The following is a 12,978-nucleotide window of genomic DNA, read 5'->3' on the forward strand; positions in this document are numbered from 1 at the left end:
GTCTAACTGTGCAGTCCAGGCTGTGCATCTTGTGGGGCCGGAACGATCAGCCGCAGTCGTCGATGGTCGGCACCGGGTACTTCGGGTCGTAGTAGCCCGGCGGGTTCTTCTCGCCGGTGGAGGGCGTGGCCGACGGCGGGTTCGCGTAGCCGGGGGTGAGGTAGCCCTCCTTGGCGGCGGCGCAGCCCACCGACGAAAGGGCGCTCTGCCCGCCGTCGAGCCACAGGCCCAGGCTGGACTTCGCGGCGCGCGAACCGGTGACCACCACGTAGGTCTCGTCCACCCGCAGGAAGGTGACGATCTCGTTCGGGCTGGTCAGCGTCTGCGGGTGGGGGTCGTCGAAGGCGTAGGCGATGACGTACTTCGCCGCCACGGCCAGTTCGCCGGGGTTGTCGCCGACGCGTGCGGTGAGCGTGCCGAACGTGCGGGGGCCCGCGTCGAGGAGGTGGTAGCCGTCGGCGATCTCGGTCACGTAGGTGTCGAAGCCGCCGTCCTTCGACGGCTTCTCGGTGAGCTTCGACGTCAGGTCCGCGCGCTGGTCGGGGGCGAAGGCGGCGAGGAAGGCGGTGGTGTCGTGGCGGTAGAGCACGGCCGGGTCGAGGTTCGCGGCGGCGATCGCGTGTCGGACCTTCGCGTAGGCGTCCGCGACCGCGTCGGCCTTGAAGGGGCCGACGGCGGCCGGGGCGGGCGAGGTGATGCCGTCGAGACCCTTCGGCCAGATGTCGGCGGGGGTGTGCGCGTACGGCCGGGCCAGGTCGACCGGGGCGACGTCCGGCACCGAAGTCGGGTCCGGCGGCGCGGCGTCGTGGGCGGGCCGGCGGGCGGCCAGCACGATCGCCGTCGTGCCCACGGCGAGGACCAGCAGGAACGCGGCGAACAACCACCAGCGCCGGCGTCCGGCGGTCCGCCGCTTACGAGCCTGCTCCGGGTCCAGCCAAGCGTCGGTCTGCGCGTGCTCGCGCCAGTCCGGGTCCATCAGGTCCACGTGTTCCCCCAAGGTCGACGACTGATCATCGACAGCGGGGGACGAGCGTTACCCGAAGTACGCGAATTCGTTGACGCCGACGCCCTGGATCTGGTGCACGATGATCGCCGCGGCCACCAGGCCGACCACGATCAGCAGGGCCAGCACGCCCGGCCAGCGGCTGTGCCCCGGCTGCTGGAAACCGCCGGTGCGGCGCTCGCGCTTGCGGCGCTTCTTCAGGTCCTTCTTCGCACCCAGCCAGGCGTCCCGCTCGGCGTACTTCTGCCAGTCCGGGTTCATCAGGTCAGGGTGCGTTTCGAGGCGCCGGTCGTCCGGGTCCTGCGGCTGCTGAGGCTCCGCCATCGTCAGAGTGCCTTCCCCCTGGGTGACCCGCGGTGACGGGTTCGTAGACTTGTCCATTGTGACCGAGAACGCTCCGCAGCAGACCACCGACCTTCCGGGTGCCTGGGACCCGGCCGCCGAGGAAGCACCGATGTACGACCGCTGGGTAGCGGCCGGGTACTTCACGGCCGACGCTTCGTCGGGGAAGCCGCCGTTCTCGATCGTACTGCCGCCACCGAACGTCACCGGTTCGCTGCACATGGGTCACGCCCTCAACCACACGCTGATGGACGCGATGAGCCGCCGCCGTCGCATGCAGGGCTACGAGGTCCTGTGGCTGCCGGGTATGGACCACGCGGGCATCGCGACGCAGAACGTCGTCGAGCGGCAGCTGGCCGGCGAGGGCCTCTCGCGCCACGACCTGGGCCGCGAGAAGTTCGTCGAGCGCGTCTGGGAGTGGAAGGCCGAGTACGGCGGCAAGATCCTCGGCCAGATGAAGCGCCTCGGCGACGGCGTCGACTGGTCGCGCGAGCGCTTCACCATGGACGAAAACCTGTCGAAGGCCGTCCAGACGGTGTTCAAGAACTTCTTCGACGAGGGCCTGATCTACCGCGCCGAGCGGATCATCAACTGGTGCCCGCGCTGCCAGACGGCGCTGTCGGACATCGAGGTCGACCACAACGACGACGACGGCGAGCTCGTCTCGATCCGCTACGGCGACGGCGACAACGCCATCGTGGTGGCCACCACCCGCGCGGAGACGATGCTGGGCGACACCGCGGTCGCCGTCCACCCGGACGACGAGCGGTACGCGCACCTGGTCGGCACCGAGGTCGAGCTGCCGCTGACCGGCCGCCGCATCCCGATCGTGGCCGACAAGCACGTCGACCCGGAGTTCGGCACGGGTGCGGTGAAGGTCACCCCGGCGCACGACCCGAACGACTTCGAGATCGGCCGCCGCCACGACCTGCCGATGCTGACGATCATGAACGAGCGCGCGGAGATCACCGCGCCGGGGCCGTTCGAGGGCCTCGACCGCTTCGAGGCGCGCCCGGCGGTCGTCGCCGCGCTGCGGGAGGCGGGCCGGATCGTCGCCGAGAAGCGGCCGTACGTGCACGCGGTCGGGCACTGCTCGCGCTGCGACACTGTGGTCGAGCCGCGGCTGTCGCTGCAGTGGTGGGTGAAGGTCGAGGAGCTGGCGAAGCTGGCCGGCGACGCGGTCCGTGACGGCCGCACCCAGATCCACCCGCCGGAGCTGGGCAAGCGGTACTTCGACTGGGTCGACAACATGCACGACTGGACGATTTCGCGCCAGCTGTGGTGGGGCCACCGCATCCCGGTCTACTACGGCCCGGACGGCGAAGTCGTGTGCGTCGGCCCGGACGAGCAGCCGCCGTCCGGCGAGGGCTGGACGCAGGACCCGGACGTGCTGGACACGTGGTTCTCCTCGGGCCTGTGGCCGATGTCGACGCTGGGCTGGCCGGCCGACACCGAAGACTTGGCTCGCTTCTACCCGACGAGCGTGCTGTCGACCGGCTACGACATCCTGTTCTTCTGGGTCGTCCGGATGATGATGTTCGGCGTGCACCAGATGGCGGGCAAGCAGCCGTTCGACCACGTGTACCTGCACGGCCTGATCCGCGACGCGCACGGCAAGAAGATGTCGAAGTCCCGCGGCAACGTGATCGACCCGCTGGAGTGGATGGACGCGTACGGCGCGGACGCGACCAGGTTCACCCTGGCCCGCGGCGCGAACCCGGGCGCGGACATGGCGCTGGCCGACGAGTGGGCGGCGGGCTCCCGCAACTTCTGCACGAAGCTGTGGAACGCGACGAAGTTCGCGATGATGAACGGCGCTTCGGTCGCTTCGCCGCTGCCTTCCGCGTCTTCCTTGACCGAGGCCGACCGCTGGATCCTCGGCCGCCTGGGCGCATTGGTGTCCGAAGTGGACGGCTTGTTCGAGGACTTCCAGTTCGCGAAGGTGGCGGGCGCGCTCTACCAGTTCACCTGGAACGAGCTGTGCGACTGGTACCTGGAGCTGGCGAAGGTCCAGCTGTACCAAGGGGATGACGCGCGCGTCGCCGCGACGCGGTCGGTGCTGGGCCACGTGCTGGACACGGTGCTGCGGTTGCTGCACCCGTTCATCCCGTTCATCACGGAGAAGCTCTGGACGGCCCTGACGGGCGGCGAGTCGCTGGTGGTCGCGGCCTGGCCGGCTCCGTTCGAGGGCTACGCGGACGCGTCGGCCGACGCCCGGATCGCGGACGTCCAGAAGCTGGTGACGGAGATCCGCCGGTTCCGCGCCGACCAGGGGCTGAAGCCGGGCCAGAAGGTGGCGGCCCGCCTGGCGGGGTACACGGGCGGTCACGAACCGGCGATCCGGTCCCTGGTCCGCCTGACGGAGCCGGCGCCCGAGTTCGCGGCGAGCGCGTCCCTGGAGGTGGCCCTGGCGGACGGCGTGGTGACGGTGGAGCTGGACCTGTCGGGCACGGTCGACGTGGCGGCCGAGCGCAAGAGGCTCCAGAAGGACCTCGCGGCGGCGGAGAAGGAGCTGTCGCAGACGGAGGCGAAGCTGGGCAACGAGGCATTCATCGCGAAGGCCCCGGAGCAGGTGGTGGCCAAGATCAAGCTCCGCAAGGAGACGGCGGTGGCGGACATCGACCGGATCACCGCTCGCCTGGCGGCCCTGCCGGCTTCCTGAGGTTGTGGACAAAGCCCGGTGCTCTCGTGCGGAGCGCCGGGCTTTGTCGTGAAGGCCGAACAAGATGTGTCGAGGATCGGGCAGGCATTGCCGCCGTTCGGCGCGTTGACAACTCGCCTCGCACCGGGGGAAAGTCGGTCGGTGGTCGAAGACCGGGTTCCTGGCACACCTGGGCCGCACATGAAGCAGTACGAATGCAGGGTGCCGGGCTGCAAGGAGCGCAAGAGCTCTTTCGGCAAGCCCGACTGTCCGAAGCACAAGCTGCCGATGAAACCGTCCTCATCCCCGGGGCGTTGATTCGGATTCCGTCGAGAAGATCACGCTCAGGGTGGTGCAGTATCCGCGGGCGCTCGCGATGGCGGCCGAGTAACTGGCCCCTGCCAAGATCAGGAAAGTCGTGGTCGTCACTGCGGTACCGGCCACCGGCAGGCCGGCCGACCCCAGTAAGGCGAGGCTGAGGGCCGCCAAGGCGAGGTGGACCAGGATCAGCGTGCAGTACATGTCGAGCCGGGTCCGGAACTGGTCGTGGTGGAGCCGCAGCCGGGACGGGATCGTGTCTCCCCGCCGGAGCACGAGATCCTGGGGATCCCCGACTCCTTCGGTGATCTCGTACTCGGTGGCGCGCAGGATGTTGCCCAGTTTGGTGGGCAACATCAGGTGTGGCGGCGGGTAGTCGCGTTGTGCCTGCTCGATCCTCACCAGCCGTCCCGCCACGTCCGGTGGGAGCCACTCCTGCCAGTGGAACTCGGCGGCGAGTTGTTCGCGCCGGGCGGTGAGTGGTCTCGAGTAGGCCGCGTCCTCGGCCGCATCGATCAGCGACCTTGCGATGTGGCGCTCGAGCAAGATCGGGCGGGCGGCCTCGAATGCTCGTTTGGTCTGTTTTTCCAGCCTCGTCTCCAGGTTGACTCGCTTTTTCGCCTTCCGGCGGACCAAGAGCCGGTAGACACCGAGCCAGACCAGTGGTCCCTTCCAATAGCCCTCGAAAAACCGGATCGCCGAGAACGAAAAGGCCTGGCTGATCTTGGTGGCTAGGACGAGGGCGAACGCCAACACGACGAGGATGCCGAGCGGCTTCGCGGTCAAGGCCACCACCGCGGCGCCCACGTTGAAGTTCTGCTGGCTTCGCAGTTGGAGCAGGACCGCACCGCAGCCGACCAGCATGGCGGCCGGCATCCAGGCGCTCAAGCTCAGCTGGTCGAGCACCTTGCCGATGAACTGGGACAAGCCCTCGGGCGGCTTCTGCTCCTTCTCGGCAGGCTTGCTGCCCGGCTCGGCGTCGGCCACCCGGACATGATGGCGCATCGGCGACCCCGTGCCCGGGCAACGCGCCGTGAAGGCTGCTCAGTCGCCCGCTGTCTCCCGCGCGGCTTCGATCAGCGCCGCCAGCTCCGGTGTCAGCCGCCGGTCCGAGGGTGTTGCCAGGTACGTCTGCATCCGGGGTGCCGGGTCCCGCAGCGGCCGGAACACCACCCCCGGTACCGGCAGCAGGTTCGCGTGCGCCCGGTAGAACACCGTCCAGTGTGGACGGCCGAAACCCAGCGTCCCCAAGGTGTCCTGCGCCGTCGTGAACTCCTTGCCCAGCAACGGCTCGAACCCCGCCTCCCGGCAGGACGAAACCACCAGGTCGTACAGCGGCTGATTCCGCGAAGGCGGGCTCAGCCGCGCCGGAAGCGAAGCCAGCGAAGCGAACGAAACCGTCGCAGACGAAGCGAGCTCGTGCGACGCGGGTAGCGCCACCCACACCTCGTCCATCCACAAAGGAGTGAGGTCGAGCCCCGAAGCAGGCCAGGATCCTCGCACGATCGTCGCATCCAAAGAACCGTCCCGGACCCGCTGAAGCCGGTCGAGGGTCGGCGCGTGAAGCAACTCCAGAGACGCCGACGGGCACAGCCGCGCGAACGCCCGAAGCAACCCGTCCAGCCGGTCGCCGAGTCCCTCGCTGGTCCCCAGGCGGACCAAAGCTTCCGAAGGCCGGAACGTCACGACCGAATCCTCCGCCCGCCGCGCCGCCGCCAGCACCGCCCGCGCCTCCGGCAGGAACCGCTGCCCCGCCTCCGTCAGCACCACCGAACGCGTCGTGCGGGTGAACAACGTCACCCCCAGCTCCCGCTCCAGCCGTCGCACCTGCTGGCTCACCGCCGGCTGGACGATGTGCAGCCGCTCCGCCGCGCGGCCGAAGTGCAGCTCCTCCGCCACCGTCACGAAGTACTTCAGCTGACGCAGCTCCACGCCGCCCCCATTCATCAGGATCCGTGATCAGTGTAGGAGCGGATTGCCCATCGATGATCGCGAACGAGCACGGTTCCATCACCTGCATGCCGTTCATGGAAATCGACCACACCCGCTTGCACTACGAAGACGCCGGCACCGGCCCCGCCCTGCTGTTCCTGCACGGCTGGGGGACCAGCAGCCGGGTCTGGCAGTCGTGCCTGCCCGACCTCGTGCGCGACCACCGCGTCATCACGCTCGACTGGCGCGGTTGCGGCCGCTCCGACCACCCCGCCGAGGGCAACACCATCGCCCGGATCGCCGCCGACGTCGCCGGCCTCGTCGAACGGCTCGGGATCATCCCCGCCGTCGTCGGGTCGAGCATCGGCGGCGTCTTCGCCACCGAGCTGGCCCTCGCCCGGCCCGAGCTCGTCGAACGCGTCGTCGCCGTCGGCAGCCCCGGCTACTGGCCCGGCACCGGCATGCTCGACAAGGTCCACGACCTGCGGAAACGGCTCGTCGACGACCGGGCGGGCACGCTCGAGGACTGGGTGCCGAACTGGTTCGCCCCCGGCACCGCGCGCGGGCTCGTCGACTGGACGATCCGCCAGCTGCTCGACTCCGGCGTCTACATCGACGAGCTGTTCACCGAGTGCACCACCTACGACCCGCGGCCCCGGCTCGCGGACCTCGCCGTCCCGATCACCTACCTGCACGGCGAGCTCGACGCCGAAATCCCGCTCGAGGTGCCGCGCACCTGTGCCGCCCGGACACCCGGCGCCCGCGTGCACGTCCTCGCGGGCTGCGGGCACCTGCCGCACCAGGAAAAGCCGCGCGCCTTCACCGCCGCCCTCCGCCAGATCGCCTGAAGGACACGACCATGCCGAAAGTGACCCTCGAAGACGCCGTCGTCCACTACGACCGGACCGGCGACGGGCCCGCCCTGCTCCTGCTCCACGGCACCGCCGCCTCCCGCGAGCAGTGGGCGCCGCTGACCGCGCAGGCGCACGGCTTCACCGTCCTGGCCCCGGACTTCCCCGGCTCCGGCCTGACCACCGACGGCGGCGGCCCGATCACCGTCGAAGCCCTCGCCGCCCAGGCGGCGGCCGTCCTGGACCACGCCGGGTTCGCGACCGCCCACGTCGCCGGGCACTCGCTCGGCGCGGTCGTGGCGGCGCAGCTGGCCGGCACCCACCCGGACCGCGTCCGGAACGCGGTCCTGCACGCCGCGTGGCCGGTCACCGACACCCGGCAGGACGCCGAGTTCCGCTACTGGCTCGGCCTGCTCGAAACGGGGACCTTCGCCCGGATGCTCCCGCTGATGGCCTTCGGCCCGCGCTACTGGGACCAGGCGACCGCGGAGAGCAACGAACAGCTGGTCAAGACCCTCGAAACGGTGATCCAGCCGGGCGCCGACCGGCAGATCGCGGCCGACCGCGCCGTCGACCTGCGGCCCGTCCTCGGGAAGATCACCGCGCCGGTCCTCGTGCTCGGCAGCGCGCACGACCGGATCGTCACCGCCGGCCAGCAGCGGGAGCTGGTCGCCGCGATCCCGGACGCGCGCGCCGCCGAGATCGACGCGGGACACGGCGCCCCGGCCGAGCTGCCGGACGAGTTCGCCCGGGTCGTCCTGGACTTCATCCGGTCGACGCCCTGAGCGTCACCGGGACGGACGTCACCCGTCAGCCGGGTCACCGTCGCCCTGCTCACGGTAAGTGATCAAGGTCCGCCAGAACAGCAGCGGCCGAACCGTGCTCCCGGGCAGCAGCCGGGCCGACTCGCGGCGCAGCTCGGCCAGCGTCGGGTAGTCGTCGACGAGGGGCGCCTTCGGGCCGTCCTCGGGGCCGCCGTTCAGCCGTTCGGCGGCGTAGACGACCAGCCGCGCCAGCGCGTTGACCGGGACCGCGGCGAGGGCCTGGGCCCAGTCCACCGGCGTGCTCGGCCGGGCCAGGCCGAGCACCACGAGCACGCCGCCCGGCACCAGCGCGCGGCGCAGCTTGGTGACCGTTTCGAACGGCACGTGGTGCAGCGAGGCGATGCACGAGATGTAGTCGTAGTGCCCCTCGGGCAGGGCGTCGGTGGTGACGTCGGCGTGCCGGTAGACGATCTCGCCGGGCCCCGGCGACCCCAGCCCGGCCGCCGCCGCGACCATCGCCGCCGAGACGTCGATCGCCTCCACCGCCATGCCGGTCGCGGCCAGCCGCCGGGCGAACCGGCCGGTGCCGCAGCCGACGTCCAGCGCGATCCCGGGCCCCGGCGGCAGCAGGTCCAGCAGCAGCGGGTGGTAGTGGTCGTTGTGGTTGAACGGCATGCGTCGAGAGTGCCACCAAGCACGCACGTAGACTCGGACCGCAAGTGCGAAACCCCAGGCCGGAGGAGATTCAGTGCCGCAGGATGAGACAGGTCGCAGGCCGGACCTGTCGGATCTGGACAGCTTCGCGGGCGTCGACGAACTGGGGACGTCGGGGTACGAGGAGTCCGACGACCACGACCCGGAACTGGACGTCCGCGACACCGCGTTCGAAGCCGGTGGCGGCTCGCGCGGCGGGATCGGCGGCGTCGGCCAGCTCGGCGACAACCTCGCCACCGGCCCGGTGCCCGACCTCACCGTGCCCGAGGACACCGAACTGCACGAGCTCGACGACCAGGGCGAGCAGGTCGAGTACGGCGATCCGGACGGCCCCCAGGCGCGGCGCGAGCTGATGGCCGTCGAGGCCGAGCTGAACCAGCGCTGGCCGGAGACGAAGATCGAGCCGTCGCTGACCCGCATTTCGGCGCTGACGCAGCTGCTGGGCGAGCCGAACCGCGGCTACCCGGTGCTGCACGTCGCCGGCACGAACGGCAAGGGCTCCACGGCCCGCATGATCGACGCGCTGCTGACCCGGATGGGCCTGCGCGTCGGCCGCTACACCAGCCCGCACCTGCAGCTGGTCACCGAGCGGATCGCGCTCGACGGACGGCCGATCTCCGCCGCGCGCTACGCCGAGCTGTGGAACGACATCGCGCCGTATGTGTCCATGGTGGACGGTGCGGCCGCGGACGGCGTCGCGATGAGCAAGTTCGAAATCCTCACCGGGATGGCGTTCGCCGCGTTCGCCGACGCCCCGGTGGAGGCCGCGGTCCTCGAAGCGGGCCTGGGCGGCGCCTGGGACGCCACGAACGTCGCGGACGCCGACGTCGCGGTCATCACCCCGATCGGCCTCGACCACGTCGAGTACCTCGGCCCGGACATCCTCGGCGCGGCGCGCGAGAAGGCGGGCATCATCAAGCCCGGCTCGGTCGCGGTGATCGGCGAGCAGGACCCCGAGGTGCTGAAGGTGCTGCTGGAGCGCGCGGTCGAGGTCGACGCCGCGGTCGCGCGTGCGGGCAGCGAGTTCGGCGTGCTGGAGAAGGAGATCGCGGTCGGCGGGCAGCTGCTGAAGCTGCAGGGCCTCGGCGGGGTGTACGACGAGATCTTCCTCCCGCTGCACGGCGCCCACCAGGCCGCGAACGCGGCGCTGGCGCTGGCCGCGGTCGAGGCGTTCTTCGGCGCGGGCAAGGACAGGCAGCTGGTCGTCGAGGCGGTGCGCGAGGCGTTCGCCGAGGTCGAGACCCCGGGCCGGCTCGAGCGCGTCCGTTCGGCACCGACGGTCCTGCTGGACGCGGCCCACAACCCGCACGGCGCCCGCGCGCTCGCGACGACGGTGTCGGAGGAGTTCGCGTTCCGCCGCCTGGTCGCGGTGGTCGGCGTGATGGCCGAGAAGGACGCCCACGGCATCCTCGACGCGCTGGAGCCGGTGGTGTCGGACATCGTCGTGACGCGCAACTCCTCGCCCCGGTCGATGCCGCTGGAGCAGCTGAACGAGCTGGCGATCTCGGTGTTCGGTGAGGACCGCGTGGTCGCCGAAACGGACCTGGAGACGGCGATCGAGACGGCGATCGCGCTGGTGGAGACCAACGACGACCCGGAGGAGCCACTGGCGGGCGGCGGCGTGCTGGTGACGGGCTCGGTGGTCACGGCAGGCGAGGCGCGCACGCTGTTCGGGAAGGAGCCGGCGTGACGTCGTCGCAGGAAACGCCTTCGCAGCCGAAGCCCAAGGACCCGATGAAGGGTTTCCGCGGCGTGATGTCCGGGACGCTGATCATGGAGGCGATCACGGTCGCCCTGGCGTTGCCGGTGGTGAACAAACTGGGCGGCGGCATTTCGACGGGCACCGGCTGGACGGTCATCGCCGTGGCGGTCCTGCTGATCGTGACGTGCGGGTTCGTCAAGCGCCCGTGGGCGGTACCGGTGATCCTGGCGTTGCAGGTGGTGCTGATCGCGCTGGTGTTCTGGCTGCCGGCGATCGCGGTGCTGGGCGTGATCTTCCTGGCGGTGTGGCTGTGGCTGCTGTGGCTGCGGCGAGACGTCGCACGCCGGATGGCGGCGGGGACGTTGGCGAGCCAGCAGCCCCAGCCGTGACATTTCGCCCCCGTCGCGCGACTCCCTGAGGGACTCGTCGATGGGAGCGACCCTTGGCCAGGAAAGCCCTCCTCATCAGCTTCACCTCGTACGACCACCCGTCCCTGGGGCCGGTTGGCGTCGATGCCTACGGGCTTTACCAGGTCCTGCGCGACAGCGGCGTCGGCCGGTACGGCTCGGTCGAATCCTCCACCAACCCGTCGTTGCGCGAGGTCGAGCAGACCATCTCGCTTTTCTTCTCGACGGCCGAGCCGGACGACGACCTGTTCCTCTACCTCACCGGTCACGGGATCGAGGGCACTGCCGGCCGTTACTACCTCGCCGCCACGGAAACCGACCCCGCCGACCTGGCCGGCACCGGACTGAGCGCCGACTTCATCCGGGCCTGCCTGGCGGACAGCCCGTGCCTCAACCGGGTGATCGTTCTCGACTTCTGCCACTCGGGCTCGTTCATGGCAGCCTTGGAACTTCCGCGGGAGCGCGCGGGAACGACCCTGACGATCGCCGCCACCAACGGCTCCCGGGAGACCGAGAACGGGCCGGCCTGGTCCGAGGGGGTACTGACCGGTGTCGTGATCGAGGGATTGCGAACCGGTGCCGCCGATCTCGGCGGCGACGGGGTCGTGACCGGGGAAGAGCTCGCAGAGTATGTCGTCGACCACGCCCGGACGATCCTGCAGCAGCCAAGCGTCTCTCTCCGGGGGCGGGTGGGGGCCCTCCGGGTCGCCTGGAGCCCGGAGACCGCGGCCGCCGTCGCCCCGCCGGATTCGGATGTCGACTGGCTCAGCGACTCGCCCGCCGACCACGACCTCCTCGACCGCAAGGCCCTCGCCAGGGTGATCCACGACCGCCTCGCCCGGATCGCCGATGAACGGCCGGATTCGTCGTTCCTGGTTCACCTCGACGGCCGGTGGGGGACCGGGAAGAGCACCCTGCTCAAGTTCCTGCGCGAACGCCTCGAGCCGGGCTTTCTCGTCGTCGAGTTCGATGCCTGGCGTCAGGCCCGGCTCGCGCACCCCTGGTGGTTCCTGCTCACCGCCGCCCGGGACGCGATCGCCGGCGACCTCGGGTGGTGGCGCCGGAAAGCCCTGCGGGTCAAGGAGATCTCCGAGCGCGTCCGGCGGACGGGCGGACCATACGTCGCTGCCGTCGCCGTGCTGCTGGTGCTGGCCGGCGGCATCGCGATGTGGCTCTGGCCGCGGCAAGGCACGTCGGACCAGTGGGGTGCGGCCGCGAAGGTCGTCACCGCCGTTGCCGGGGCGCTGGTCCCGTTGTGGGCCGGGGCGCTCGTCGCGAGCCGGTTCCTGCTGTGGAACTCCGCCCGCGGGGCGAAGCTGTTCGAGCAGTCCGGGACCAACCCGCTGCACGAGGTTTCGGCGCACTTCTCCTGGCTGCTCGGGCAGACGCGCAAGCCGGTGGTCTTCTTCGTCGACGACCTCGATCGCTGCCCGCACGCCCAGGTCGTCGACCTGCTCGACACCGTCCAGACCCTCTTCCGCGACGCACCACGCCGGGCGGGCGCCGAAGACGTGCCCGCACCGTTCTTCGTCGTCGCGGCCGATGGCGCCTGGCTGCGCAAGAGTTACGAGCTGACGTACGAAACCTTCGGCGACTGCGTCGCCCTGCCGGGGAAGCCGCTGGGTTACCTGTTCCTGGACAAGATCTTCCAGCTGACGGTCCGCATGCCCCTGCTCACCGAGGCGAAGCAGCAGCACTACGTCGACCGGCTCCTGCGGATCGGTGACCAGGACGCGACAGCGGTGACGGCCGAGACGACAGATCTGCGCAGGCGGCTGAACGCGGGACAGGGCCGGGAAAGCGAGATCCTCGACCTGGTGGCGGAGGCATCCCCGGCCGCGAAGGCCGCTGTGGCCGGCGATGCGGCATTGGCGCTCCTCCAACCGGAAGTCGTCCGGCGGACCGAACACGAACTCCGGAAGTTCCGCCCGCTGCTGGGCGAGAACCCCCGTGGCATGAAGCACTTCTTCAACACCTACAGCATCTTCCGCTGCGTCCGCACGCTCGAAGGCAACACGCCGAGCCGGGACACGCTGGCGCTGTGGAGCATCGTCCGGATGCGCTGGCCGAGCCTGTTCGACTACCTGGAGTGCTGCCCCGACGCCGTGGCCGGGGTGCTGGAACCCATCCTGGTGGCCGACCACCTCCCCGCGAACCTGCACGGTGTGGCGACGTCGGCACCCGTGTGCGAAGTGTTCACCTCGGCGCTGGGCGGGCCGCTGACGGCCGCCAGGATCCGGCACTGCGCGGGAGAGCCCGTCACGGGTGCGGCGTCGCCTGGCAGGCACGCACCTCCCTCGTGAT

The 12,978-nt window shown here is 70.5% G+C and carries 11 protein-coding genes; 6 read left to right on the forward strand and 5 right to left on the reverse strand.

Annotation, left to right across the window (positions count from 1 at the left end; translation table 11 throughout):
* Nucleotides 1-46 precede the first annotated feature (46 nt).
* Both AB0M93_RS10645 and AB0M93_RS10650 read right to left on the reverse strand, forming a co-directional pair.
* Nucleotides 47-997 (reverse strand): hypothetical protein, encoded by a 951-nt coding sequence (locus tag AB0M93_RS10645; protein WP_364270874.1) that lies wholly within the window; start codon nt 995-997, stop codon nt 47-49.
* A 36-nt stretch (nt 998-1,033) separates the two neighbouring features.
* A complete protein-coding gene (locus AB0M93_RS10650; RefSeq protein WP_364270877.1) occupies nt 1,034-1,327 on the reverse strand; it encodes a hypothetical protein in 294 nt (97 codons plus the stop codon).
* A 58-nt stretch (nt 1,328-1,385) separates the two neighbouring features.
* Here AB0M93_RS10650 and AB0M93_RS10655 point away from each other — a divergent pair, with 58 nt between their 5' ends.
* The gene (locus AB0M93_RS10655) at nt 1,386-4,007 is read left to right on the forward strand and encodes a valine--tRNA ligase (protein ID WP_364270880.1); all 2,622 of its coding nucleotides are present in this window, start codon (nt 1,386-1,388) and stop codon (nt 4,005-4,007) included.
* 279 nt (nt 4,008-4,286) lie between these two features.
* Here the strand turns inward: AB0M93_RS10655 and AB0M93_RS10660 are convergent, their stop codons facing one another.
* A complete protein-coding gene (locus AB0M93_RS10660; protein WP_364270883.1) occupies nt 4,287-5,291 on the reverse strand; it encodes a hypothetical protein in 1,005 nt (334 codons plus the stop codon).
* A 57-nt stretch (nt 5,292-5,348) separates the two neighbouring features.
* Nucleotides 5,349-6,236, reverse strand: coding sequence for a LysR family transcriptional regulator (locus AB0M93_RS10665; RefSeq protein ID WP_364270886.1), 888 nt, complete (start codon nt 6,234-6,236; stop codon nt 5,349-5,351).
* An 86-nt stretch (nt 6,237-6,322) separates the two neighbouring features.
* On the opposite strand from AB0M93_RS10665, the gene AB0M93_RS10670 reads away from it, so the two are divergent.
* Together AB0M93_RS10670 and AB0M93_RS10675 are read left to right on the forward strand one after the other, a co-directional pair.
* Nucleotides 6,323-7,084, forward strand: a complete 762-nt coding sequence (locus AB0M93_RS10670; protein WP_364270889.1) for an alpha/beta hydrolase — start codon at nt 6,323-6,325, stop codon at nt 7,082-7,084.
* An 11-nt stretch (nt 7,085-7,095) separates the two neighbouring features.
* Complete coding sequence (locus AB0M93_RS10675; protein ID WP_364270892.1) at nt 7,096-7,872, forward strand: alpha/beta hydrolase; 777 nt, start codon at nt 7,096-7,098, stop codon at nt 7,870-7,872.
* An 18-nt stretch (nt 7,873-7,890) separates the two neighbouring features.
* Here the strand turns inward: AB0M93_RS10675 and AB0M93_RS10680 are convergent, their stop codons facing one another.
* Nucleotides 7,891-8,526, reverse strand: a complete 636-nt coding sequence (locus AB0M93_RS10680) for a class I SAM-dependent methyltransferase (RefSeq protein WP_364270895.1) — start codon at nt 8,524-8,526, stop codon at nt 7,891-7,893.
* A gap of 73 nt (nt 8,527-8,599) precedes the next feature.
* On the opposite strand from AB0M93_RS10680, the gene AB0M93_RS10685 reads away from it, so the two are divergent.
* The 3 genes from AB0M93_RS10685 to AB0M93_RS10695 are packed head-to-tail and all read left to right on the forward strand — an operon-like array spanning nt 8,600 to nt 12,977.
* Nucleotides 8,600-10,255 (forward strand): folylpolyglutamate synthase/dihydrofolate synthase family protein, encoded by a 1,656-nt coding sequence (locus AB0M93_RS10685; RefSeq protein WP_364270898.1) that lies wholly within the window; start codon nt 8,600-8,602, stop codon nt 10,253-10,255.
* A 44-nt stretch (nt 10,256-10,299) separates the two neighbouring features.
* Nucleotides 10,300-10,656, forward strand: a complete 357-nt coding sequence (locus AB0M93_RS10690) for a DUF4233 domain-containing protein (protein WP_364272826.1) — start codon at nt 10,300-10,302, stop codon at nt 10,654-10,656.
* Nucleotides 10,657-10,709: 53 nt separating this feature from the next.
* Nucleotides 10,710-12,977, forward strand: coding sequence for a P-loop NTPase fold protein (locus tag AB0M93_RS10695; RefSeq protein WP_364270901.1), 2,268 nt, complete (start codon nt 10,710-10,712; stop codon nt 12,975-12,977).
* Nucleotide 12,978 lies beyond the last annotated feature (1 nt).

The organism is Amycolatopsis sp. NPDC051102, from assembly GCF_040682815.1.
GTDB lineage: Bacteria > Actinomycetota > Actinomycetes > Mycobacteriales > Pseudonocardiaceae > Amycolatopsis.